We start from the raw sequence: 22,872 nt of genomic DNA, 5'->3' as shown, positions 1-22,872 counted from the left end.
GCTGAATGAAACTCCTCTGGATCTCTGCGGCCATCGCCTTTTTGCTCGACCAGGCGTCGAAATACTGGGTGATCCACGTGCTGGGCGTGTCGCAGTTCAATCCCATCGACGTTTTTCCGCCGCTATTGAACTTTCGCTATGGCGAAAACCGTGGGATCAACTTTGGTCTGTTCGGGGACGGTGTCAGCGTCTGGGCCTTGATTGCCGTCGCACTCGTGATCTGCATCGGGGTGTTGTGGTGGGTGTGGAAGCATCCGCAGGGGCGGTTGGCCTATGCCAGTGCCGGTTTGTTGATCGGTGGGGCGCTGGCCAATGTGTTTGACCGTTTGCTGTATGGCTTCGTCCTCGATTTCCTGAACATGTCGTGCTGCGGGATCAACAATCCGTTTGTTTTCAATGTGGCTGACATCTTTATCTTTGCGGGTGCCATCGGCCTTGTCTTCTTTGGACAGGAAGGGACCGCGCAGAAAAAGGGCGCGTGACAACAGGGGCGAAGCTGCGATATTGCAGGCGAGAAATGGGAGACTTCCGATGCGGCTGATCGCATGTGCCATGATTGCTGTGACCTTTTTGGCCGCTTGCTCGAACCAGGGCCTGCGCCAGGTGACGTCGCGCAGCGACGGACCGGACGAGTTTATCGTGGTGCCGGCCAAGCCGCTCGAGCAGCCCGACAGTTTCTCGGCCCTGCCGCAACCCACGCCCGGCGGGTTCAACCGCACCGACCAGCGCCCCCTGGAAGACAGCGTCGCAGCGCTTGGCGGTCAACGGTCGTCGCCCAATGCGGCCGTCCCCGGCTCGGACGGTGCACTGGTCAACCACGCCAGCCGATTCGGGCGTGACGCCAATATCCGGGCCACTCTGGCTGCTGCCGACGCAGACTTCCGTCAGCGCCAATCCCGCCTGACCCAGATCCGGATCGTGCGCGAGGACGTCTACAATCAGGCCTATCGTCGCCAGGCGCTTGACCCGGTCCGGACGGCTGAACAGTTCCAGCGGGCCGGTGTGCCGACACCCCTGGCACCGCCGCGGGGCGGCCGTCGTTAAGCGCCGGGCCGCTCACAAAGCTGCCAGTTCTCCTTGATCCGCTGTGCGGTGGCCGTATGTCTTGCGTAATGAAAATTGCCCGAGGTTCTCGTTCTATGTCCCGATTGCGCGCCGCCCTTGCGGGTCTTGCCCTGACCGTTTCCCCGTTTGCCTTGCACGCAGCGGATGACGCGGTGACCACTTTCACGCTCGACAACGGCATGCAGGTCGTGGTGGTCGAGGACAACCGCGCACCGGTGTTGCAGCACATGGTGTGGTACAAGGCCGGTTCGGCTGATGAACCTGCCGGGGCGTCGGGCGTCGCACATTTTCTTGAGCATCTGATGTTCAAGGCGACGGATACGTTGGCCGATGGCGAGTTCTCGTCCACGGTCGCGGCCAATGGCGGACGCGACAATGCCTTCACCAGCTACGATTACACCGCCTATTTCCAGCGCGTTGCGGCCGACCGGCTTGAGTTGATGATGCGCATGGAGGCGGACCGCATGCGCAACATCAACTTCACGGACGAAAATGTGCGCGCCGAACGCGGCGTGATCCTGGAAGAGCGCAACCAACGGACCGACAGCAACCCGCGCGCGCTGTTGTCCGAGCAGATGAACGCGGCGCAGTACGTCAACCACCGCTACGGCATTCCCATCATCGGCTGGCGGCACGAGATGGAAGAGCTGAGCATGCAGGACCTGCGCGATTTTTACGACACGCATTACTACCCCAACAACGCAATTCTCGTTGTCTCCGGCGATGTGACGCCGGAAGAGGTTCGGACCCTTGCAGACAAGTATTACGGTGTGATCCCCGCAAGCCCGGATGTTGTCGAACGTGACCGGGTCGAAGAGCCGCCGCAGAATGTGGAACGGCGCCTCGTGTTCCGCGATGCACGGGTGGCCCAAGAGTATGTGAGCCGGTCCTATCTGGCGCCCGAGCGTGATCCCGGTGATCAGGAGACCGCAGCCGCCCTGACCCTGCTGGCCGAAGTGCTTGGCGGAGGGCAGACGAGTTACATGACCGAAAAGCTGCAGTTCGAGCAGCAAAAGGCCGTATTTTCCGGGGCATTTTATCGGGGCACGTCGCTCGATGACACGACGTTTGACGTGGTGATCGTGCCCGTGCCAGGTGTCAGCCTGGACGAGGCCGAGGCCGCCATGGACGAGACGCTGGCGCAGTTTCTGCAGGACGGCGTGGACCCCGAGCAGTTGGAGCGGATCAAGTACCAGCTGCGCGCCAGTCAGATTTACGAGCGCGACAACGTCGATGGCATCGCACGGCGCTATGGCGTTGCGCTCTCTGTCGGCCTGAGTGTCGAGGATGTGCAGGCGTGGCCCGACATCCTGCAGGCCGTGACCGAAGACGATATCATGGAGGCCGCCCGCATGGTTTTTGACCGGAATGCGTCCGTCACCGGCTGGCTGACCCGCCCGCTGACCGAGGAGGTGAACTGATGCTGCGCCTGATTGCCGCCCTGACCATTACACTCTTTGCCACCCTGCCCGCGCGGGCCGAGGTTGAGATCACCGAGGTGACCAGCCCCGGCGGCATCACTGCCTGGCTGGTCGAAGAGCCCTCGATCCCCTTCATGGCGCTGGAATTGCGCTTTCGCGGAGGCGCATCGCTTGATGCACCGGGCAAGCGCGGGGCCACCAACCTGATGACCGGTCTTTTGGAAGAAGGGGCCGCGGATCTGGACGCCCGTGGTTTCGCCCGCGCGCTGGAATCGCTGGCCGCCTCGTTTGACTATGATGTGAGTGACGATGCCCTGTCGGTGTCGGCCCGTTTCCTGACCGAAAACCGCGACGACGCTGTGGAATTGCTGCGCACCTCGATCCTGGAGCCGACCTTTGATCAGGTGGCGCTCGACCGCGTGCGCGGCCAGGTGCTGACGGGGCTGCGGTCGGACAGCACCGACCCGGACGAGATTGCCCGCGCCGCCTTTGACAAGATGGCCTACGGCGATCACCCCTATGCCACGAACTACCGCGGTACGCTCGAAAGCGTCGAGGTGTTGACGCGTGAGGACATGGTGGACGCGCACCGGGCGGTGTTTGCCAAGGACCGCCTCTATGTCGGTGCCGTCGGTGACATCACGCCGGAAGAGCTTGGCGCGCTGCTCGACGACCTTCTGGGCGCGTTGCCGGAGCAAGGCGCACCGCAACCGGGGCCCGCAGAGATCCTGATCGAAGGCGGGACAACCGTCGTGCCCTTCGATACGCCGCAATCCGTGGCCATTTTCGGCCAGGCGGGGATCGAGCAGGACGACCCGGATTTCTTCGCCGCCCGCGTTCTGAACCAGGTGCTCGGTGCGGGTGGGTTTGAGAGCCGCCTTATGACAGAGGTGCGTGAAAAGCGCGGCCTGACATACGGCGTCTATTCCTTCCTCGTGCCAATGGACCATGCGGCCACCCTGCAGGGGCAGGTTGCGTCATCGAACGAGACCGTGGCGGAGGCCGTGTCAGTCATCCGTGATGAGTGGGCGCGCGCAGCCGCCGAGGGCGTGACAGAAGAAGAGCTCGAGGCGGCCAAGCGGTATGTCACCGGTGCCTATCCCTTGCGCTTTGATGGAAATGCCCAGATTGCCCGCATCATGGTGGGGATGCAGATGCTGGGCCTGCCCATCGACTATATCGCCACCCGCAACGACAAGGTCGAGGCGGTGACGATGGAGGATGTGCAACGCGTTGCGGCTCAATTGCTGGATCCAGAGGGCCTGCATTTCGTCGTGGTTGGACAGCCCGAGGGCCTGGAAAGCACCGTCGCCAATTGAGTGCTGGCGCACGCGCGATCCATTTTTTCTGACGAGGGGGCTGTCTGCCCCCTCGAGCTCCCCCGAGGATTTTTTGAAACAGGGAAGATGAACCCCGTGGCGCTATTCGCCGTAGGGGATCCAGATGGTTTTGACCTCTGTGGCGGCTTGCAGGAAGGATTTGCCCTCGCCCTCCGGTCCCATCCAGTTACGTGCCTTGCCGTGGTTGACCCAGGTGCGTTTGAGGTTGCCCGCGGCTTCGCGTTCGATGGTGGCTGAGAGATCGCTGCCGGAGAAGGACCAGACGGCATCGACGTTCAGGTGCTTGGCCATGTGCGGGGCGATGTCCTTGTGGTCGCCGGTCAGAATGTTGACGACACCGGCTGGCACGTCAGAGGTTTCCAGCACCTGGTAGAAATCCGTCGCGGCCAGCGGGAAGGGCTGTGAGGCGGCCAACACCACGCGGTTGCCCATGGCAATGGCGGGCGCCATCAGTGAGACGAGGCCCAGCAGCGGCGCCTCATCCGGGCAGAGCCCCGCAATGATGCCGGTGGGTTCGTTCATCGCCAGCGCCACGCCAAGGATCGGCACGCCCTTCGCCGCGCCGTCGTATTTGTCCGCCCAGGCGGCATAGGTAAAGAGGCGTTGGATGGTGGCCTCCACCTCCTTTTCGCCTGTGCGTCCACCCTGGAGTGTGTCCAGGCGGTTTGCGAATTCGGCGGCGCGCGCGGCAAGGTTTTCGGCGATATAGTAGAGGATTTGCGCGCGCAAATGGCCGGTGGTCTTAGCCCAGCCTTTGGCTGCTGCGGCCGCTTCCACGGCGTTGCGCACGTCCTTGCGGTTGGAAAGGCTGGTTTGGCCGAGAAGCGCGCCGCTCTTGCCGTAGACATTGCGGGAATACCCGCTGTCCGGTCGCGCCTGCTTGCCGCCGATATACAGCTTTGCCGTGCGGTCCAGCGGGTCGGTAGGGGCGTCATCCCCGGTGAAGGCCGGGATCGGCTTGAGCGCCTTGATCGCGCCTTTGGGCTTGGTGTACGCGCGCAGCCCTTCCCACCCGCCTTCGCGACCGAACCCGCTTTCGCGCACGCCGCCAAACCCGGCGGCGGCATCAAAGAGGTTGGTGGCGTTCACCCAGACGACGCCTGCCGCCAGTTTGGGCGCCACATCAAGGGCGAGGTTCACGTTCTCCGTCCAGAGTGTTGCTGCCAGTCCGTAGCGGGTGTTGTTGGCCAGTTCGACCGCCTCTGCCGGGGTGCGGAAAGTGGTGGAGACGAGGACGGGGCCAAAGATCTCCTCCTGCATCAGTGGGTCGGCGGTGTTAAGGCCCGTGATAAGCGTTGGTGAATAGTAGCAGCCCTGCGCAGGCAGGGCGGCCTGCGCCTGATATGTGTCGCCCGCGGTATTGTCGCTGACCATCTTCGTGATCGTGTCGAGTTGTACGGGATCGACGACTGCGCCCACGTCGATGGACTTGTCCAGTGGGTCCCCGATACGCAGCTTGTCCATGCGCGCGCGCAGCTTGGTATAGAAGGCGTCGGCCACCGGTTCGTGCACCAGAAGGCGCGAGCCCGCACAACAGACCTGGCCCTGGTTGAACCAGATGGCGTCCACCAGCCCTTCGACCGCGCTGTCGAGGTCGGCGTCGTCAAAGACGATGTACGGGGACTTGCCGCCCAGTTCCAGCGTCAGCGCCTTTCCGGTGCCCGCTGTCGCTTCGCGGATGCGGCGGCCCACGGCGGTCGAGCCGGTGAAGGCGATCTTGTCGACGTCCGCGTTCACGATCATCTCGCCGACTGCGCCATCGCCGGTGACGATGTTCACGACCCCCTTGGGCACACCCGCCTGGCGGCAGATGTCGGCAAACAGCAGGGCGGTCAGCGACGTGTATTCCGCAGGTTTCAGCACCACGGTGTTGCCCATGGCGAGGGCGGGGGCGATCTTCCACGCCAGCATCAAGAGCGGGAAGTTCCACGGGATGATCTGCCCGCAAACACCCAGCGCCTCGCGATCCGGCAGTTCCGCGTCCATGAGCTGCGCCATGCCTGCGTGATAGTAGAAGTGACGCTGGGCAAGTGGGATGTCGATATCGCGGCTCTCGCGGATGGGCTTGCCGTTGTCGAGGGTTTCGAGCACGGCAAAAAGGCGGCTGTGTTTCTGCAAGAGCCGGGCAATGGCGTAAAGAACGCGGGCGCGGGCGTGGCCGCCGGATTTGGCCCATTTGGGCTGGGCGACGCGGGCGGCTTTGACGGCGGCGTCGACGTCGGCCTGGGTGGCTTGCGACAGGTTTGCGAGCACTTCGCCCGTAGCGGGGTTCTTGCTGTCAAAGCCGTCCGTGTGATCGGTGAACTGCCCGTTGATGAAGTGACCGAACCGCGCACCCTGGTCCACGATCCATGCCAGCGCATCGCCTGCGGCCTCGGGTGCGGTGCCGTAGTCCATGGTTTCGAAAATCTCTTTGACGGTCATTGGCTTCGCCCTTTTGTTAACCGTATTTTAACGTTTTGGATCAGTGGGTTACCCGTGGGTAACCTCAGCCTATCGCGTGGCGGTAACCCGCGGAATAGGCGCCGGTCAGGTGATGCTCCAACTGCCGTTCGATGTCGCCGAGCAGCGATGAGGCACCGAACCGGAACAGGTCGGGTTGCAGCCAGCGGTCCCCCAGCTCTTCCTTGATCAACGCCAGGTAAACAAGCGCGTCCTTCGCCTTGGAAATCCCACCCGCAGGTTTGTAACCGACCCGGTGGCAGGTGTGTTCGAAATAGTCGCGGATGGCGCGGATCATCACCAGCGTGACGGGCAGGGTCGCGTTCACGCTTTCCTTGCCGGTTGATGTCTTGATGAAGTCAGCACCCGCCATCATGCAGACCAGAGAGGCGCGGGCGACATTGCGCAGGCTGCCCAGCTCTCCCGTGGCAAGGATCGCTTTGACATGCGCTTCGCCGCACGCCTCGCGCATTTCCGCCATCTCATCGTAGAGCGCTTGCCAGTTGCCGCTGAGCACATGGCGGCGCGAGATGACGATGTCGATTTCCTCGGCGCCCACCGCGACGCTTTCGCGGATCTCCTGGATGCGCAGGTGGAAGGGGGACAGGCCGGCAGGGAACCCGGTCGAGACCGCCGCGACTGGGATGCCGGAACCCTTGAGCGCCGACACTGCGGCCGGGATCATTTCGTGATAGACGCACACGGCGCCTGTCGTCAGGCCGGGCAGTCCAAGGGCGTCCAGCATCTCGGCCCGGACCGGTTGGCGCGCCTTCGCGCAGAGCCGGTGCACCCGCCGTTCCGTGTCGTCGCCGGACAGCGTGGTCAGGTCGATGCAGCTGATCGCCTTGAGCAGCCACGCCGCCTGGTGGTCCTTCTTGATCGACCTGCGCCCCGGCAGGGTCGCACACCGCCGTTCGATGGCCGAGGTGTTGGCCTGCACCCGTGCGATCCAATCCAGGTCAAGTTTCGTGCCCGGATTGCGAGGTTCGGTGACCTGCGGCAATTGCGTTTTTGTCGTCTTGGCGGCGGTGGTCGTGGTCTGCATGTTCGGGATCCTCGCGGACAGAGACTAACCTTCGAAGTGGCATGCGCCGCACCGTTTGGCAACCTGCGGTGGGCAAAACCGGTCTGCACAAATCCTGCACAAACCCGGCGGATGACCTGCACACCCGCCTGCCACACTGGGTCCAAAGCAGAGCAGAGAACAAGGGACAGAGCGATGCAGGCCAAGGTGATGCCGGGGGTGCCGGTCAAGATGAAGCGGGATGGGTGGTGGTTGGATGATCCGGTCGAGCCTGTGGCGCAGCGCACGCGTGCGCGCAGGCGAGATGGCGGAAAGACGCTGCTTTTGCTGGCCCTGATCGCGTTGGGGGATGTCCTGGTCTGGGGCGTCGCGCCGGGGATCAATGTCGCTATGTTTGCCGGTGCTGTCCTGTTGGCAGGCCTGGCCGTGGCCTGGCCGCGCGTGTCGGTTCGGACCCGGTGCACTGTTGCCGCGGGCGGTGTCCTGAGCGTGCTGCCGCTGGTCGAGTTGGTGCAGCCGTTGTCCGTCATGATCGCACTGGCAGGATTGTCGCTGTGTCTGGCTGCCCTTGCGGGGCTTTGCCGGGCGGATATCTTGCGCGGATCCGCCCGCCTGTGGTGGGTCGCGCCGCTGCAATGCCTGTCGGACGGTGCGGCGGGCGCGCGCCGGATCGGTGACTTGAGCCTCGTGCAGTCTGACCTGCGCAGTCTGGCGCTGGCGTGGCTGGTTCCCGCAGGCGCGACCTTGCTGTTCACGTTCCTCATTCTTGCGGCCAACCCGGTCCTGGATCGGTGGGTGCTGGAGGTTTTGTCCTTCGAATGGTCCGGGCCGGGCTTGGAGCGTATGTGGTTCTGGGTGTTTCTGTCGGCGCTGATCTGGCCTGTCCTGGTCACCTACCGGATGCGCGAGAGGTTGCGGGCTCGAAAGCCGGAGCGGGCCACGGTGCGTCGGCCCGGCCTTGTCAATGCCGGGTCCGTGGCGCGCTCACTTGTGGCGTTCAACCTGCTGTTCGCGGTGCAGACCGGGATGGACATCCTGTTCCTCTACGGCGACGCGACACTGCCCGATGGCATCAGCCCAGCGACCTATGCCCATCGCGGCGCCTATCCGCTTCTGGTGACGGCGTTGCTGGCTGGCCTTTTTGCTGTGCTGGCACAGCCCTTTCTGGCTGGTCGTCCGGTGCTGCGCTGGCTGATGCTGTCGTGGCTTGCGCAGACCATCGCGCTGGTCGTGGCGTCGCTGTGGCGGCTGGACCTTTATGTCGAAGCTTTCGGTCTCACGCGGCTGCGGCTCGCGGCCTATATCTGGATGTGGCTTGTCGCGTTCGGGCTGGGTCTGGTCGTGTGGCAGGTCTGGCGTGACAAGCCAGCCAGCTGGATGATGCTGCGCAGTGGGGTTCTGGGCGCTGCCGTGCTCTATGCCTGCGCGTTCTTTAGCTTTGACGCGCGGGTCGCTGCGCACAACCTTGCGGCGCACCGGGATCCGGACCTTGCCCTGCTCTGCAATCTGTCAGAGGACGCGATCCCGGCCCTCTACGCGGCCTACGGCCCGAACTGGCGCGCGGCGTGTCTGCCGTTCTATGACAGGCCCATCCTGAGCACGCCAGCGACCTGGCGCGAATGGGGCTTTCGCAACTGGCGCACCCGAAATAGCCTGCAGGCCATGACGATTGAAACTGCCCTTCCATGATGCAGACCCACCTGCTGGTGATCGATGACGATCCGCACATCCGGTCCGTCCTGCGCGTGGCCCTGCATCAGGCGGGCCATGCGGTGGATGAGGCGGGCGACGGCGCCGAGGGATTGGCCAAGGCCCGTTCGGGTCGCTATGACCTGATCGTCCTCGACATCGGCCTGCCGGAACTGGATGGCCTGGCCCTGTGCCGCGCGCTGCGGCAGAGCGATGACACGCCGATCCTGTTCCTCACAGCGCGGCAGGACGAGATTGACCGTGTTCTGGGGTTTGAACTGGGCGGCGATGATTACGTGACCAAGCCGTTTTCCCCGCGCGAACTGGTGGCGCGCATCGGTGCCATCCTCAAGCGCGCGCGACCCGCCCCTCAACCTGCCCTGAAGCGCGGCGTGCTGCGCCTCGACCCCGCACGGCACCTGTGCGAGGTGTCGGGTGTGCCCCTGACCCTGACCGCACGCGAGATGGAGATCCTGGCCCACCTGATGGCGCGCCCGGATCATGTCGCGGCACGGCCTGCACTGGTGGACGCGGTTTATGGCGGGGGGCAGGTCAATGACCGCACGCTGGACAGCCACCTGCGCAATCTGCGGGCCAAGCTGGCGGCAGCGGGCTGTGCGGACGCGATTGAGACGGTGCACGGCGTCGGCATTCGGATGGGCCCATGCGCGGGATAGCCAGGAAATGGCGCCCGCCGCTCACATTCGTGCTGGGCGGAACGCTTGCCGCTGTGCTGGCCCTGCCGCTGATCGGGATCGTGAACCTGCGCCTGTTTGGCAATGTGCTGGGATGGGGCGAGGTTGCGGCCCTTGTTGTGGGCATCGCGATTGTGTCGACGGGCGTCCTGGCCTTTCTGCTGTGGCGGCTGGTGCTGCGGCCCGTCTGGACGCTTGACCTCTACGCGCAGGCGGTGCGGTCGGGCGCGCGGCCCACGGCCCCGTCCCATTTCGGCACGCCCGAGTTCACTGGCCTCGCCACAAGCGTCATGGGTATGGGCGACAGCCTGCAAAGCCGCGCAGACACGGTGCAGGCCTATGCCAACCACGTCACGCACGAGTTGAAATCGCCCCTGACGGCCATTCGTGGGGCCGCTGAACTGTTGGAAAACGGTGTGAGCGCCGAAGATGCGAAAGCGTTGAGCGCGACCATCAGCGATGCCTCTGACCGTATGCAGACCCTGTTGGACGACCTGACGCGCCACGCGCAGGCGGCGATGTCGTCCGGGCCGGGTCAATCGCGTCTGTCCGACGTGGCGGCGGGCCTGGATGTGCCGTTGTCGGTGCGCGTGGCCGCCGATGGCATCGTACCCCTCAGCGGCGATGATCTGCGGACGGTTCTGGTGCAGCTTGCTGGGAATGCCGCAGCCCATGGCGCGGAGCATCTGACCCTGACACTTGAGCACCGCACGCTGGAGGTGGCCGACGATGGCGTTGGCATCACAGCCGGCAACCGCGATCGCATCTTTGACCCGTTTTTCACCACAAGGCGGGAACAGGGCGGGACTGGCATGGGATTGAGCATTGTGCGCAGTCTGGTGCAGGCGCGGGGCGGGCAGATCGAACTGGCCGACACCGGGCCAGGTGCCCGATTTTTGATCGCAATGGGCTGATTGCCGAAGTTCTCCGGGAAATGTTATTGCGAGTCATTCGCATTCCATTGACTTCTTGCGAATGGTTCTCATATTCAATCTCATGACACACACACCCGCATTTGCCCCGTCCCGTCGCGCAGTACTTGCTGGTCTTGGCGCTTTGGTCGCCGCACCGGCATATGCCGCGCCGTCACCGCTCAACATCGTGTCCACCACAGGTATGATCGCCGATCTGGTGCGGTACATCGGTGGTGACGCAGTAACTGTTAAGGGCCTCATGGGCGCGGGTGTCGACCCGCACGCCTATCGCCAGACGCGCAGCGACATTGTCGCCATGACCCGTGCCGATGCGGTCATGTGGCATGGCTTGTACCTTGAGGCGCAGATGGAAGATTTCCTGCTTGACCTTGGTCGCAAACAGCCGGTGCATGCCATTGCCGAGACCGTCAGCCCCGACCTGCTGATCGCGCATGAGGATTACGAGGGACGCTTTGATCCGCATATCTGGATGAATCCGGATCTGTGGGTGCAATGCGTGCCTGCAGTGATTGACGCACTGGCTGACCTGCGCCCGGATGCGCGCCCTGTCTTTGAAGAGAACGCAGCCCGGTTCAGTGAAGAGGCGCAAGCTCTGTCCGTCTATGCCCGTGACCTGCTGACCAGTGTTCCGGCTGAGCGTCGTGTGCTTTTGACGGCCCATGATGCCTTTGGCTATTTTGGCACGGCCTATGATTTCGAGGTGATGGGCATTCAGGGCATTTCGACCGAGAGCGAAGCCGGTCTGAACCGGATCAGCACGCTTGTGGATTTCCTGGTGGAGCGCCAACTGCCTGCCGTTTTTGTCGAGACATCCGTGTCCGACCGGAACATCCGAGCGCTGGTAGAAGGGGCCGCGGCACAGGGACACGAGGTGAGCATTGGCGGATCGCTATTCAGCGACGCGATGGGGCCTGATGGCACCTACGAAGGGACCTGGCTGGGTATGATTGACCACAACGTGACCACCATCGCCCGTGCGTTGGGTGTCGATGCGCCCGCCGGTGGGCGTCTGGGCAAGTTGAAGGCTGCTGCATGACCCTGACACTCGTCACCGACCGCGATACCGACTTGGCGGCACGGGTCGCCAGCCCGCTGGCCGTGCGCGGCATGACCGTGTCCTACGGTCAGACGCCTGCGATCTTTTCGGTCGACATGACGTTGCGCGCGGGCGCAATGACGGCGATTGTCGGACCGAACGGTGCGGGCAAATCGACGTTGCTGAAGGCTGCGTTGGAGGTGATCACGCCATTGGCCGGATCGGTGACTGTCTTTGGCGGCACCATGGCGGATATGCGAGACCGCATCGCCTATGTCCCGCAGCGCGCGAGCGTGGACTGGGACTTTCCTGTGCGTGTGATCGACGTGGTGATGATGGGCATGTACCGGCAGCTGGGTCTGTTGGGACGGATTCGTGGACGGCACCGGGCGCTGGCACGTGAGTGTCTGGACCGGGTTGGTATGAGCGATTTTGCCCGTCGCCAGATCGGGCAGCTTTCCGGTGGTCAGCAACAGAGGGTTTTCCTTGCCCGTGCGCTGGCGCAAGAAGCCGATATCTACGTGCTGGACGAACCTTTTGCTGGTGTGGATGCGGCGACGGAAAAGGCGATTATTGCCGTTCTTCAAGGGCTTCGCGATGCGGGCAAGACGGTTCTGGCCGTGCATCACGACTTGGCTACGGTGCCGGACTACTTTGACGACGTGGTGCTGTTGAACACGCAAGTGGTTGCCGCGGGACCCGTGGCCGACACCTTTAACGAAGAGAACCTGAACGCCGCCTATGGCGGTCGTCTGACCACGGCACGGGCGGACCCGGAAAGCGTGGCGGGCTAGGTCATGCTGGCCGACGCGCTGCTGTTGCAGCTTGGCTATAACGCGACGCTTGTGGCGATTGGGGCGGGGCTTTTGGGCGTCGCCTCTGGCGTTGCGGGCACCTTCCTGTTTTTGCGCAAGCGCGCGCTGGTGAGCGACGCGATTTCCCACGCCACGTTGCCGGGCGTGGGCCTTGCCTTTGTCATCATGGTCGCGATGGGGGGCGAAGGACGGTCGCTTTTTGGCTTGCTTCTGGGCGCGGGTATCTCTGCGGCCATCGGTTTGCTCTGTGTGCAGTGGCTGACGCGCCGGACCCGGTTGGGGGAAGATGCAGCGATAGGTGCTGTTCTATCCGTGTTTTTCGGGTTCGGCGTGGTCATGCTGACTGTGATCCAGACCATGAACGCGGGCCGTCAGGCAGGGTTGGAAGGGTTTCTGCTGGGCTCGACTGCCGGGATGCTGCGCGGCGATGCGATCCTGTTGGCGGTGTCTGCTGCGGCCGTTCTGGCGCTGGTTCTGATCCTGCGCCGACCGCTGGCGCTGGCGGCCTTTGATCCGGGCTATGCCGAGGCGACAGGGTGGTCGTTGCCGCGCATTGATCTGGCGATGATGGGGATTGTGCTGGTGGTCACGGTTGTGGGGCTGAAGGTTGTGGGGCTGATCCTGATCGTGGCGCTGCTGATCATCCCGGCGGTGACTGCGCGGTTCTGGACGGAACGGGCAGATCATGTGGTGATCATAGCAGGCATTGTCGGCGGGCTGTCGGGCTATGTCGGGGCGGCTGTTTCGGCCACTGCCCCCGCGCTGCCGACAGGGCCGATTGTTGTGCTGGTCGGTTTTGCTATCTTTCTGTTTTCGCTCCTGTTTTCGCCACGCCGTGGGGTGTTGGCGTCGGTGCTGACGCATCTGCGCTATCAACGCCGGGTGCATGTCCGGCAGGGGCTGCTGGCGCTGGCACAGGGGCAGCCTATTTACGAGGCGCTGACGCAGCGGTTGTTGACCCGCGCGGGGCTGATCTTGCCCGACGGTGTGCCCACCGCCGAGGGGCAAGCAGCGGCGTCAAAGGCGCTGCTTGACGAGACGCGGTGGGCGATTGTGCGGGGGGATCAGGCCTATGCCCTCGCGGCCACGCGCTATGATGGTTTGACGCCGATTGAGATGGTTTTGACGCCGGATCAACTGGTTGAGATTGATGGAAAAATTGCGGTGCCGCGAGGGGTGGTGTGATGGGGGCGGAGTTCGTTGCCTTGTCCCTGCCGCCGATGGTGATCGGAGTGTTGGTGGCCATTGCCTGTGCGCTGCCGGGGAACCTTTTGCTGCTGCGGGGGCAGGCGCTGATTGGCGATGCGATCAGCCATGTGGTGTTGCCGGGGATTGTGGTGGCGTTCCTGCTGACCGGGCTTGTCGCAACGGGGCCTATGCTGCTGGGTGCGGCGGGTGCGGCGGTGATTGCGGTGCTCGCGATTGAGGCTGTGCGGCGGCTGGGGCGGATTGAATCTGGCGCGGCGATGGGGGTGATTTTCACCGCCATGTTTGCGGGTGGTGTGCTGCTGTTGGAGCAGTCGGATACGTCGAATGTGCATCTGGATGTGGAGCACGCGCTGTATGGTAATCTGGAGAGTTTGATCTGGCTGGATGCGACCGATTGGGGGTCTTTGCTGGACCCTGTGGCGCTGGCGGGACTGCCGGTCGAGCTGTCGCGGATGGTGCTGGCGCTGACCGTTATTGCCTTGTTTTTATGGCTCTTTTGGCGGCCCTTGGCGTTGTCCACCTTTGATGAGGACTTTGCCCGTGGGCTGGGTATTCGCACCGGGCCGCTGGGGCTGGCGCTGGTGATCATGTCCGCCATTGCGGCTGTTGCCGCCTTTGATGCGGTGGGGTCGATCATCGTGATCGCGATGTTCATTTGTCCGCCTGCTGCGGCGCGGATGATGACCAACCGGCTGGGGCATCAGGTGGCGTGGTCGGTGCTGTTTGCGGCGCTAGCGGCCGTGCTCGGATATGTGCTGGCCGGGTACGGGCCGCTTTGGATCGGAGCCTCCGCCTCGGTCAGTGCGGCGGGGATGATTGCGACCGTATCGGGTATCATTCTGGGTGTTGCGGCAGTCGCGGGACCGCACCGTACGCGCAACGGTTAACAGCGCGATCTGCCGCAACGTCACGCATTGCTGCGTTAACCCCTTATTTTGCTGGGAAATGGCGGTGTCACCCCCCCCCTGTCCCATTCTGTTCCGTATGGAGTGATTTTGAAGGGTTACGGTGCGTGCGGTGGGAAAGGTTAGCCAGAGGTTAATGCGCTTGGGCGCTCATCCACCGGTTCGGTGTCTTCGCTGTTGAGCGCGGTCAGGTCGCCCGTTTCGAAATGGACGTAGCCGCCGGGGGCGGGTTGGATTTTCTTGGCGTCCCAGCATGCCTTGGCCTGATCCAGTGTCAGGTCGGGATGCGTGTCGCGGGCGTTGCGCACGTATTGCAGGTAGTTGTTGCAGGTCGCGATCTCGCGCCGGAAGCTTGGGTCGTCCTTGCGTGCCTCAAACGTGCGCCATGCCTGTTCTGCATCGGCCAAGGTGGCCCCTGCATTGGCGCGCATCCAGTCCATGAAATCGCCGTGGCAGGAGAATTTGGAGCCAATGGCGGCTTTGAAGTAGCCGCGCACATTTGGGCCGAAGGAGATGTTGTCTGTGATGACCGTGTCGGGCGTGAGCTTTGTCTTTGCCCAGTTGAAGCTGCTTGTTCCGCCGCGCCTTGGTGCCTTTGGCAAAGGCGCGCCAGACAGGGCGGCGGCAACGCGATCCCGGAGGATGGCTTTGGTCCCGGTGGCGGCGATGTCGAGCCCCCCGCAGAATTCTTTGAGCGCTTCGACTGGCCAGTACCAGCGGTCGAACTCTATCGCAGTCATCGTGATGTCAACGGGTGGGCGGGTTTCTGTCATGCCCGGCAGGTATTGCCCGCGCGCGCTTCGTCAACTGCCGCGGTAGGTGGAATAGCCGTAGGGAGAGAGCAGAAGCGGCACGTGGTAATGCGCCTCGGCGTCCGTGATCCCGAAGCGGATCGGGACTTGGTCGAGGAACTTCACCTCATCCGTGGTGAGCCCGTGTTGGTCGAGGTAGTCTCCGCAGAAGAAGATCAGCTCGTATTGCCCTTGGTCCATCTTGCCCTGGGGCAGGATCGGGCTGTCGGTGCGGCCATCGGCGTTGGTTTCGGCCTCGGCGATTTTCTTGTGGCTGTTGCCGCTCACCCGGTAGAGCGCAATTTTTATGCCAGCGGCAGGCACCCCGCGCGCTGTGTCGAGGACATGGGTCGTGAGGTATCCGGCTGCCATTGCATATCCCCTTGTTTGGTCGCAGATTATGGCATCTCACCTTGATTGTCTGGGGAAGTCCATGGCCGAGTTGCCACCGCGGTATCCGCGCGATTTTCATGGCCACGGGGCCTGTCGGCCCAATGCGGCGTGGCCCGGTGGGGCCCGTATCGCTGTGTCCTTTGTCCTGAACCACGAGGAGGGGGGCGAGAACTGTTTGCTACATGGCGATGCGGCGTCGGAGGCGTTCTTGTCCGAGATTGTAGGTGCCGCACCGTGGCCCGGGCAGCGCCATTGGAACATGGAAAGCATCTATGACTACGGTGCGCGGGCCGGGTTCTGGCGCTTGCATCGGTTGTTCACTGAGACGGCTGTGCCGGTGACGGTTTATGGCGTGGCGACGGCGCTGGCGCGTTCGCCCGCGCAGGTGGAGGCCATGCAAGGTGCTGGGTGGGAGATTGCCTCCCACGGGCTGAAGTGGATCGACTACAAGGATCATACGCCCGAGGATGAGGCCGCGGATATGGATGCCGCCATTGCCCTTCATACCGAGGTGACGGGGAAGCGTCCGCGCGGCTGGTATACGGGGCGCTGTTCGGTGAACACTGTGCGTCTGGCGGCTGAACGCGGCATGGATTGGATCAGCGACACCTATGACGATGATCTGCCCTATTGGGCGCGGATCGGGGACCGGGATCAGTTGATCTTGCCCTATACCCTCGACTGCAACGACATGCGCTTTGCCACGCCGCAGGGGTTCAATGCGGGCGACCAGTTCTTTGCCTATCTGCGCGACACGTTTGATGCGCTCTATGCCGAAGGGGCGGCGGGGCGGCCTGCTATGATGTCTGTTGGTTTGCATTGCCGGCTGATCGGGCGGCCCGGTCGGGTGCAGGCGTTGCGTCGATTCATCGAGTATGTGCAAGGGCACGAAGGCGTGTGGTGCGCGCGGCGGCAGGACATTGCGGCCCATTGGGCCGAGGCCCATCCACCGGTGCCCGCGCGCGGGTGGATCCATCTGGATCGTGCGGCGTTTGTCGAGGCGTTTGGCGGTATCTTTGAGCATTCGCCGTGGATTGCGGAAGGCGCTTGGGGGCTGGAGTTGGGGCCTGCGCATGACACGCCCCAAGGGTTGCACAATGCGCTGTGTCGCGTGTTTCGTGCTGCATCCGAGGGCAAGCGGCTAGAGGTCTTGCGTGCCCACCCGGATCTGGCGGGCAAGCTGGCGGCGGCCACGCGGTTGACCGCAGAGAGTACGGAGGAGCAGGCGAGTGCGGGTCTGGATGCGTTGACGGATGAGGAGCGCGCGGCGTTTGAGCGGTTGAACGGGGCGTATACCGAGAAGCATGGGTTTCCGTTCATCATCGCTGTGAAGGATCACGACAAGGCGGGTATCCTGCGTGCCTTTGAACGGCGGCTGTCCAATGAGACGGATGTTGAGATGGCAGAGGCCTGTCGCCAAGTGGAGCGCATCGCGCGGCTGCGGTTGGAGGCGATGGGATGAACTACGCCTTTCCCCCCGGCGGGCTGCCGAGCCAGAACGAGCATCCCGAGAGCACGGCCATTTTTACTGAAGCCTATGCCGTCATTCCGGCGTCCGTGCAGCGGGACATCGTGACCTCGTTCCTGCCCGGTTGGGACAGCGCGCGGGTGTGGATTTTGGCGCGGCCCCTGAGCGGGTTTGCGGAGACCTTTGCCCAATATGCCGTTGAGCTCGATCCGGAGGGCGGCAGCAACAACCCCGAGCCGGATGTGGATGCGGAGGCGGTGCTGTTTGTAGCCCATGGTGAGGCGCATCTGACCCTCGGTGCGGACCTGCATGAGCTGCGGGCGGGCAGCTTTGCTTATATTCCGCCGGGGGCGCGGTGGACCTTGTGGAACCGGTCGGACCAGCCTTGCGGCGTGCATTGGGTGCGGAAGAAATATGTGCCGGGCGTGGGGCTGAGCCTGCCGGATCCGCTGGTGACGCACGAGCTGGAGGTGCCTCCGGCGCCGATGCCTGACTGCGGGAACATGTGGGCGACGCAGCGGTTTTTGGATCCGCTGGATTTGCGCTATGACTGCCATGTGAACATTGTGAATTTCCAACCCGGCGGGCGCATTCCGTTCGCCGAGACGCATGTGATGGAGCATGGGCTTTATGTACTTGAAGGGACGGCGGAGTATCTGCTGAACAAGGATTGGGTGAGCGTGGGGCCGGGGGATTTCATGTGGTTGCGCGCGTTCTGTCCGCAGGCGTGTATTGCGACGGGGGATGGGCCGTTTCGCTATCTGCTCTACAAGGATGTGAACCGTCATGTCCCGTTATGAGATCAGGGCGCAGCCGCTGAAGGCAGAGGCGTTTGCGCCTTTTGGGGATGTGCTGGATTGCGCGGGTGATCCGGACAAGATCATCAATGCCGGACTGTGCGGGCGGTATCACGACCGGGCGCAGATGGATTTTGGTGACGGAAGGGCGGGGGTAAGCCTGTTCAATGCTGAGCCGCGCAGCCTGCCCTACACGCTTGATCTGCTGGAGCGGCATCCGGAGGGATCGCAGTGCTTTGTACCGATGTCAGAGCATCCGTTTCTGGTGATCGTCGCGCCGGATGACGACGGCAAACCGGGTGAACCGCTCGCGTTCCTTACGTCACCGGGTCAGGCCATCAATTTCCATCGCGGAACATGGCATGGGGTGCTGACGCCGTTGCATGCGCCGGGGCTTTTTGCGGTGGTTGACCGGATCGGGGATGGTGCGAATTTGGAAGAGGTTCGTCTTGATCCGGTTTGGACCGTGCGCGCCTAGCGTTTTGACGCGGTGGCGCATTTGGCAAATCGGCCCTTCGGGGAGGATTTTTTTGAAACAGGGAAGGGTGGACCCGCTTAGGTTGGGTTCCGTTCGGCCCAGCCGGCGAAGACTTTTTCCAGTGCCACCACCACGTAATAGAGGACGATCCCCATGAGCGCCAAGGCGATGAGGACGGCGAACATCAGGGGGTAGTCCGCGCTGATCTTGCCGCTGTCGAAGAGATGGCCGAGGCCGCGGCCGTGGGGTTCGACGATCTCCATCAGGTTGGTGCCGATGAAGGCGAGGGTCACGGCGACTTTGAGGGCGCCGAAGAACTCGGGCAGGGTTTTGGGCAGCGCAATCTTCCAGAAGATGGTGAACTTGGACGCGCCGAGGGAGGCTAGGATGTCGCGGTATTCGGGCTCCAGCGTGGAGAGACCGATGGAGACAGAAACGGCGATGGGGAAGAAGCTGATCAGGAAGGCGATCAGGATCGTGTTCATGTCGTGTTGGCCCACGAACATGAGTGCGATGATGGGCACCACCGTGGCCTTCGGGATGGCGTTGAAACCGACGAGCAGGGGGTAGAGCGCGTCGCGCATGGTGCGCGACAGGCCCATGATCATGCCGAGGAAGACGCCGAATACGACGGACAATAGCAGGCCGACCACCGTGCGCCACAGCGTGTCCCAGCCATATTCGAGGAACAGACCACGGAATTTCCAGAAGGCGGGCCAGATGTCGGAGGGCGAGGCCATTTTGTAGTTGGGCCAGCCGTTGACCCAGACGAGCCATTCCCAGAAGAGGCCAAAGAGGATGAGCGCGGCGAGGGGCACGCCGATCTGCCGGAGGGTCATGCGGCCTCCCTCCCTTGGGCGATGCGGATTTGCTGGCGCAGGGTGTTGAGGGCGTCTGCGCTTTCCGGGGTGTAGAGCATTTCGATGTCGCGTTCGCCTGTCAGGTGGACGTCCATAACGTATTGGGTTTTGGCGGGGCGGCCGGAAAGGACGATGACCTGATCGGCAAGGAAGATCGACTCGCGCAGGTCGTGGGTGATGAGGACACCGGTAAAGGGTTCTTCGGCCTTGACCTTGTGCATGGTCTGCCAGAGGTCTTCGCGGGTGAAGGCGTCGAGCGCGCCGAAGGGTTCATCGAGGATCAGCACTTCGGGTTTGTGGACGATGGCGCGGCAGAGGGAGGCGCGTTGGCGCATGCCGCCGGAGAGTTCCGAGGGGCGTTTGTCTTCGAAACCACTCAGGCCGACGAGGTCGAGGAGGTGCCTTGCGCGGTCTTCGCGCGCTTTGCGGCTCATCCCTGTGTCGACGATTTCGAGGGGGAGCATCACGTTTTGCAGGATGGTCCGCCATTCGAGCAGGACAGGGTTCTGGAAGGCCATGCCGACGGTGGATTTGGGGCCTTTGACCAGCTCGCCATGGAGCCAGACTTCGCCCGCATCTGGCTTCATCAGCCCCGCGACGAGCCGGGTGAGTGTGGACTTGCCGCAGCCCGAAGGGCCGACGACGGCGGCAAAGCCGCCTTCGGGCACCGAAAGCTCCAGCCCGTCAAGGACGGGCAGCGGGCCGGAAGGGGTTTTGTAGGCGTGGCGCACGCCCTTGATGTCTATGAGATTGCTCATGGGCGTGCGCCTGTTTCTTACTTGAGTTTGCGCGCGTCTGCGGCGGGCAGGTAGGCGTCGGTGAAATAGAGGCTCGCGTCCGGTGCGTTTTGGAACTCGTAGGTTTCGGCCAGTTGTTCCAGTGCGGTTGCCATGCGATCTGCGTCCACCGCACCCATACCGTTTGCCTCAACCGCATCCGTCAGCACGTTGGCGTCGATGGCCAGTTGCAGGCGGCGCTGCTCGAGGGCTGCGTCGGCGGCCGGGTTGCGGTCGATCAGGCTGGTTATGGCGGCCTCGGGGTCGGCGATGGCGTCTTTCCAGCCTGCGGCGACGGCGGTGAGGAAGCCGGTGACGATCTCGGGGTTGGCTTCGGCGAAGTCGGTGTTGGCGATGATCGCGTTGCCGTAGAGTTCCAGGCCGTAGTCGGCCATGAGGATGGTCGAGATGTCTTCCTCGGGCACGCCTAGGCGCACAAGGTTCAGGAAGGACGAGAAGCTGAAGCCAGTGACCGCGGCCACGTTGCCTTCGGCCAGCATCGGTTCGCGCGTGGGGAAGCCCACGGGTTCAACGGTGATCTTGTCTATGTCGAGGCTGTTGGCGGTGGCGAAGGCCGGGAATTGCGCCCATGCGCCATCGGGGGGCGGCGCGCCGAGAACGCGGCCTTCGAGGTCTTTAGGCTCGGACACGCCCAGCGACTTGCGGCCGACCACGGCGAAGGGCGGTTTGTCATAGACCATCATGACGGCGGTGACGGGCGCGCCGGGGTTCTGGTCTAGGAATTTCACGAGGCTGTTGATGTCGGCAAAGCCCATCGGGAACGCGCCCGAGGCGACTTTGGGGATCGCGTCGAGCGAGCCTTGGCCCGCCGAGATTTCCACATTCAGGTCGGCGGCGCCGAAGTGGCCGTTGTCAATCGCGGCGAAATAGGGGGCGGAGGGGCCTTCGAATTTCCAGTCGAGGGCGAAGGGGACGTCGGTTTCCGCATATGCGGCGGTGCCGAACGTTGCCGTGGCCGCAAAGGCGGCGAGGGTGCGTTTGAGCATAGGTTTCTCCCAGGTGGTGATTGCGCGACGTTAGGGGGTGGTCGTCCGGGACGGAACGGGTGCCCCCTTGCCGCGTCGTGTTCTGGCGCCGGGAGTGTGCGGCGTGCTGAAAAAATGTGCAAACGCTTTTGATGTGGATTGTGCGGGCGCGCGGTTCGTGGCCTTCTAGGGCTACACCCAGAGGGAGGTTCGACGATGAAAGACGACAATTTCCTGCGCGCCAACAATGCTCGCCATATGTGGCATCCGATGGGCCACCCGGGCGAGGCGATGGCCCATGCGCCGACGATCATAACGGGCGCCGAGGGGTCGGTGATTGAGGATATTGACGGGCATAAGACTGTCGATGCCGTGGGTGGTCTCTGGTGCGTGAACCTGGGCTATTCGAACAATATCGTGAAGGATGCGATTGCGAAGCAGCTTTATGATCTGCCGTACTATTCGGCGTTCTTTGGCACGTCGAATCCGACGGCGATCGAGGCGTCTTATGCCGTGCGTGAGTTCTTTGCCGAGGATGGCATGGCGCGGGTGTTCTTTACTTCCGGCGGGTCGGATTCGGTTGAGACGTGCTTGCGTCTGGCGCGGCAGTATCATCGCATCAAGGGGGAACCAGGGCGGACGAAGTTCCTGTCGCTGAAGAAGGGGTATCATGGGACTCACTTTGGCGGTGCGTCGGTGAACGGGAACAACCGATTCCGCGTCGCCTATGAGCCGCTGATGCCGGGGTGTTTTCATCTGCCGTCGCCCTATCCCTATCGCAATCCGTTTCACGAGACGGACCCGGCCGCGCTTGCGCAGCATATTGCTGCAGCGATGGAAGATGAGATTCAGTTTCAGGGGGCGGGTAGCATTGCCGCCTTTATCATGGAGCCGATCCAGGGGGCGGGCGGTGTTATTGTTCCGCACGAGACGTTCATGCCGCTGATGCGGGAGATTTGTGACCGGCACGGTATTCTCATGATAGCCGATGAGGTGATTACTGGTTTTGGCCGCACAGGCGACTGGTCGGGGTCCCGGCACTGGAACGTGCAGCCGGACATGATGGCCTGCGCGAAGGGCATCACCTCGGGCTATTTCCCGGTCGGGGCTGCGCTGATGAGTGAGGCGGTGGCAGAGGTGTTTGAGAGCGCCGATGCGGATGGGGCGATCTTCCACGGCTACACCTATTCGGCGCATCCTGTGGGTGCTGCGGCAGTTACGGCCTGTATGGAAGAGACGATGCGGCTGGACACCAAGGCCAATGCGGGGCCGCGAGGTATGCAGCTTTATGAAGGGTGCGTGGCCCTGATGGAAAAGCATGACGTAGTCGGCGATGTGCGCGGTGGGCACGGGTTGATGACCGGGGTCGAGTTGGTGAGCGACCGGGCGGCCGAGACGCCGCTGGATGCCGAGGCGATGAAACGTTTGCACAAGGCCACATACGAGGCTGGCGCGATGGTGCGGGTCGGCGGCAACAATATCATGATGTCGCCGCCGCTTGTGGTGACAGAGGATGAAATTGCGCAGGTCCTTTCGGCTTTGGATGCGGGACTATCGGCTGTTTAACTGGCCTTGGTTTGGAGTGGCCGGTGGGTGACGTAGGTCTGATGTGAGTCCAAAGTGATGGATGCGGCAAAGTGCACGAAGGTCCGCTCCCGGGCGGGGGCCATTAGGATCAAAGACAGCCATGTCTTGTACCAAAGCAGACGCCAAAGCGATCCAACTAGTGGTCCCCGCTCTTTTGGAA

At 63.2% G+C, this 22,872-nt stretch carries 22 protein-coding genes; 15 read left to right on the top strand and 7 right to left on the bottom strand.

Going from position 1 to position 22,872, the window contains the following annotated elements; genetic code table 11:
* Positions 1–5: 5 nt before the first annotated feature.
* The 4 genes from lspA (at position 6) to FD715_RS10675 (ending at position 3,805) form a co-directional block, all read left to right on the top strand.
* Positions 6–482, top strand: a complete 477-nt coding sequence (lspA, locus tag FD715_RS10690; protein ID WP_147109392.1) for a signal peptidase II — start codon at positions 6–8, stop codon at positions 480–482.
* A 49-nt stretch (positions 483–531) separates the two neighbouring features.
* A complete protein-coding gene (locus FD715_RS10685) occupies positions 532–1,044 on the top strand; it encodes a DUF3035 domain-containing protein (protein ID WP_147109389.1) in 513 nt (170 codons plus the stop codon).
* Positions 1,045–1,139: 95 nt separating this feature from the next.
* Positions 1,140–2,486: a pitrilysin family protein gene (locus FD715_RS10680; protein WP_147109386.1), complete on the top strand. Its 1,347-nt coding sequence runs from the start codon at positions 1,140–1,142 to the stop codon at positions 2,484–2,486.
* Positions 2,486–3,805, top strand: a complete 1,320-nt coding sequence (locus tag FD715_RS10675; RefSeq protein WP_147109383.1) for a pitrilysin family protein — start codon at positions 2,486–2,488, stop codon at positions 3,803–3,805. Before FD715_RS10680 ends, FD715_RS10675 begins: the two co-directional genes overlap by 1 nt.
* A gap of 102 nt (positions 3,806–3,907) precedes the next feature.
* On the opposite strand, the gene FD715_RS10670 is transcribed toward FD715_RS10675, so the two are convergent.
* Complete coding sequence (locus FD715_RS10670; RefSeq protein ID WP_147109380.1) at positions 3,908–6,250, bottom strand: aldehyde dehydrogenase family protein; 2,343 nt, start codon at positions 6,248–6,250, stop codon at positions 3,908–3,910.
* Between the two features lie 64 nt (positions 6,251–6,314).
* Positions 6,315–7,313 carry a deoxyribose-phosphate aldolase gene (gene deoC / locus FD715_RS10665; RefSeq protein ID WP_147109378.1) on the bottom strand — a complete coding sequence of 333 codons (999 nt, stop codon included), beginning with the start codon at positions 7,311–7,313 and terminating at the stop codon, positions 6,315–6,317.
* Positions 7,314–7,487: 174 nt separating this feature from the next.
* On the opposite strand from deoC, the gene FD715_RS10660 reads away from it, so the two are divergent.
* The 7 genes from FD715_RS10660 (at position 7,488) to FD715_RS10630 (ending at position 14,558) form a co-directional block, all read left to right on the top strand.
* A complete protein-coding gene (locus FD715_RS10660; RefSeq protein WP_189799467.1) occupies positions 7,488–8,981 on the top strand; it encodes a DUF4173 domain-containing protein in 1,494 nt (497 codons plus the stop codon).
* Positions 8,981–9,658, top strand: a complete 678-nt coding sequence (locus FD715_RS10655; RefSeq protein ID WP_147109996.1) for a response regulator transcription factor — start codon at positions 8,981–8,983, stop codon at positions 9,656–9,658. The genes FD715_RS10660 and FD715_RS10655 overlap by 1 nt, the downstream gene beginning before the upstream one ends.
* Positions 9,646–10,590 (top strand): HAMP domain-containing sensor histidine kinase, encoded by a 945-nt coding sequence (locus FD715_RS10650; protein ID WP_147109372.1) that lies wholly within the window; start codon positions 9,646–9,648, stop codon positions 10,588–10,590. The genes FD715_RS10655 and FD715_RS10650 overlap by 13 nt, the downstream gene beginning before the upstream one ends.
* 82 nt (positions 10,591–10,672) lie before the next feature.
* Complete coding sequence (locus FD715_RS10645; protein WP_147109370.1) at positions 10,673–11,647, top strand: metal ABC transporter solute-binding protein, Zn/Mn family; 975 nt, start codon at positions 10,673–10,675, stop codon at positions 11,645–11,647.
* Complete coding sequence (locus FD715_RS10640) at positions 11,644–12,441, top strand: metal ABC transporter ATP-binding protein (RefSeq protein ID WP_147109368.1); 798 nt, start codon at positions 11,644–11,646, stop codon at positions 12,439–12,441. Before FD715_RS10645 ends, FD715_RS10640 begins: the two co-directional genes overlap by 4 nt.
* 3 nt (positions 12,442–12,444) lie before the next feature.
* Positions 12,445–13,647 carry a metal ABC transporter permease gene (locus FD715_RS10635; protein WP_147109365.1) on the top strand — a complete coding sequence of 401 codons (1,203 nt, stop codon included), beginning with the start codon at positions 12,445–12,447 and terminating at the stop codon, positions 13,645–13,647.
* On the top strand, positions 13,644–14,558 hold the full coding sequence (locus FD715_RS10630) for a metal ABC transporter permease (RefSeq protein WP_147109363.1): 915 nt from the start codon (positions 13,644–13,646) through the stop codon (positions 14,556–14,558). The genes FD715_RS10635 and FD715_RS10630 overlap by 4 nt, the downstream gene beginning before the upstream one ends.
* Positions 14,559–14,698: 140 nt before the next feature.
* Here FD715_RS10630 and FD715_RS10625 read toward each other — a convergent pair whose 3' ends face one another.
* Both FD715_RS10625 and uraH read right to left on the bottom strand, forming a co-directional pair.
* Positions 14,699–15,349, bottom strand: a complete 651-nt coding sequence (locus FD715_RS10625) for a DUF6434 domain-containing protein (RefSeq protein ID WP_147109360.1) — start codon at positions 15,347–15,349, stop codon at positions 14,699–14,701.
* A gap of 30 nt (positions 15,350–15,379) precedes the next feature.
* Positions 15,380–15,739, bottom strand: coding sequence for a hydroxyisourate hydrolase (gene uraH / locus FD715_RS10620; RefSeq protein WP_147109358.1), 360 nt, complete (start codon positions 15,737–15,739; stop codon positions 15,380–15,382).
* A gap of 28 nt (positions 15,740–15,767) precedes the next feature.
* Between uraH and puuE the strand changes: the two genes are divergently transcribed.
* The 3 genes from puuE to FD715_RS10605 are packed head-to-tail and all read left to right on the top strand — an operon-like array spanning position 15,768 to position 18,503.
* Positions 15,768–17,222 carry an allantoinase PuuE gene (puuE, locus tag FD715_RS10615; RefSeq protein ID WP_223274830.1) on the top strand — a complete coding sequence of 485 codons (1,455 nt, stop codon included), beginning with the start codon at positions 15,768–15,770 and terminating at the stop codon, positions 17,220–17,222.
* The gene (locus FD715_RS10610; protein WP_147109354.1) at positions 17,219–18,028 is read left to right on the top strand and encodes a bifunctional allantoicase/(S)-ureidoglycine aminohydrolase; all 810 of its coding nucleotides are present in this window, start codon (positions 17,219–17,221) and stop codon (positions 18,026–18,028) included. Before puuE ends, FD715_RS10610 begins: the two co-directional genes overlap by 4 nt.
* Positions 18,015–18,503, top strand: a complete 489-nt coding sequence (locus FD715_RS10605; protein WP_147109352.1) for an ureidoglycolate lyase — start codon at positions 18,015–18,017, stop codon at positions 18,501–18,503. Before FD715_RS10610 ends, FD715_RS10605 begins: the two co-directional genes overlap by 14 nt.
* Before the next feature lie 77 nt (positions 18,504–18,580).
* Here FD715_RS10605 and FD715_RS10600 read toward each other — a convergent pair whose 3' ends face one another.
* The 3 genes from FD715_RS10600 to FD715_RS10590 are packed head-to-tail and all read right to left on the bottom strand — an operon-like array spanning position 18,581 to position 21,146.
* Positions 18,581–19,342 (bottom strand): ABC transporter permease, encoded by a 762-nt coding sequence (locus FD715_RS10600; RefSeq protein ID WP_039685464.1) that lies wholly within the window; start codon positions 19,340–19,342, stop codon positions 18,581–18,583.
* Positions 19,339–20,121 (bottom strand): ABC transporter ATP-binding protein, encoded by a 783-nt coding sequence (locus FD715_RS10595; protein WP_147109349.1) that lies wholly within the window; start codon positions 20,119–20,121, stop codon positions 19,339–19,341. Before FD715_RS10595 ends, FD715_RS10600 begins: the two co-directional genes overlap by 4 nt.
* Before the next feature lie 17 nt (positions 20,122–20,138).
* Positions 20,139–21,146: an ABC transporter substrate-binding protein gene (locus FD715_RS10590; RefSeq protein WP_147109346.1), complete on the bottom strand. Its 1,008-nt coding sequence runs from the start codon at positions 21,144–21,146 to the stop codon at positions 20,139–20,141.
* A gap of 195 nt (positions 21,147–21,341) precedes the next feature.
* On the opposite strand from FD715_RS10590, the gene FD715_RS10585 reads away from it, so the two are divergent.
* Positions 21,342–22,691 carry an aminotransferase class III-fold pyridoxal phosphate-dependent enzyme gene (locus tag FD715_RS10585; RefSeq protein WP_147109343.1) on the top strand — a complete coding sequence of 450 codons (1,350 nt, stop codon included), beginning with the start codon at positions 21,342–21,344 and terminating at the stop codon, positions 22,689–22,691.
* Positions 22,692–22,872: the final 181 nt, after the last annotated feature.

Origin of the sequence: Tateyamaria sp. syn59 (assembly GCF_007995245.1) — a bacterium.
Taxonomy (GTDB): Bacteria; Pseudomonadota; Alphaproteobacteria; order Rhodobacterales; family Rhodobacteraceae; genus Tateyamaria.
This window is presented reverse-complemented; position numbering and strand designations above follow the sequence as displayed.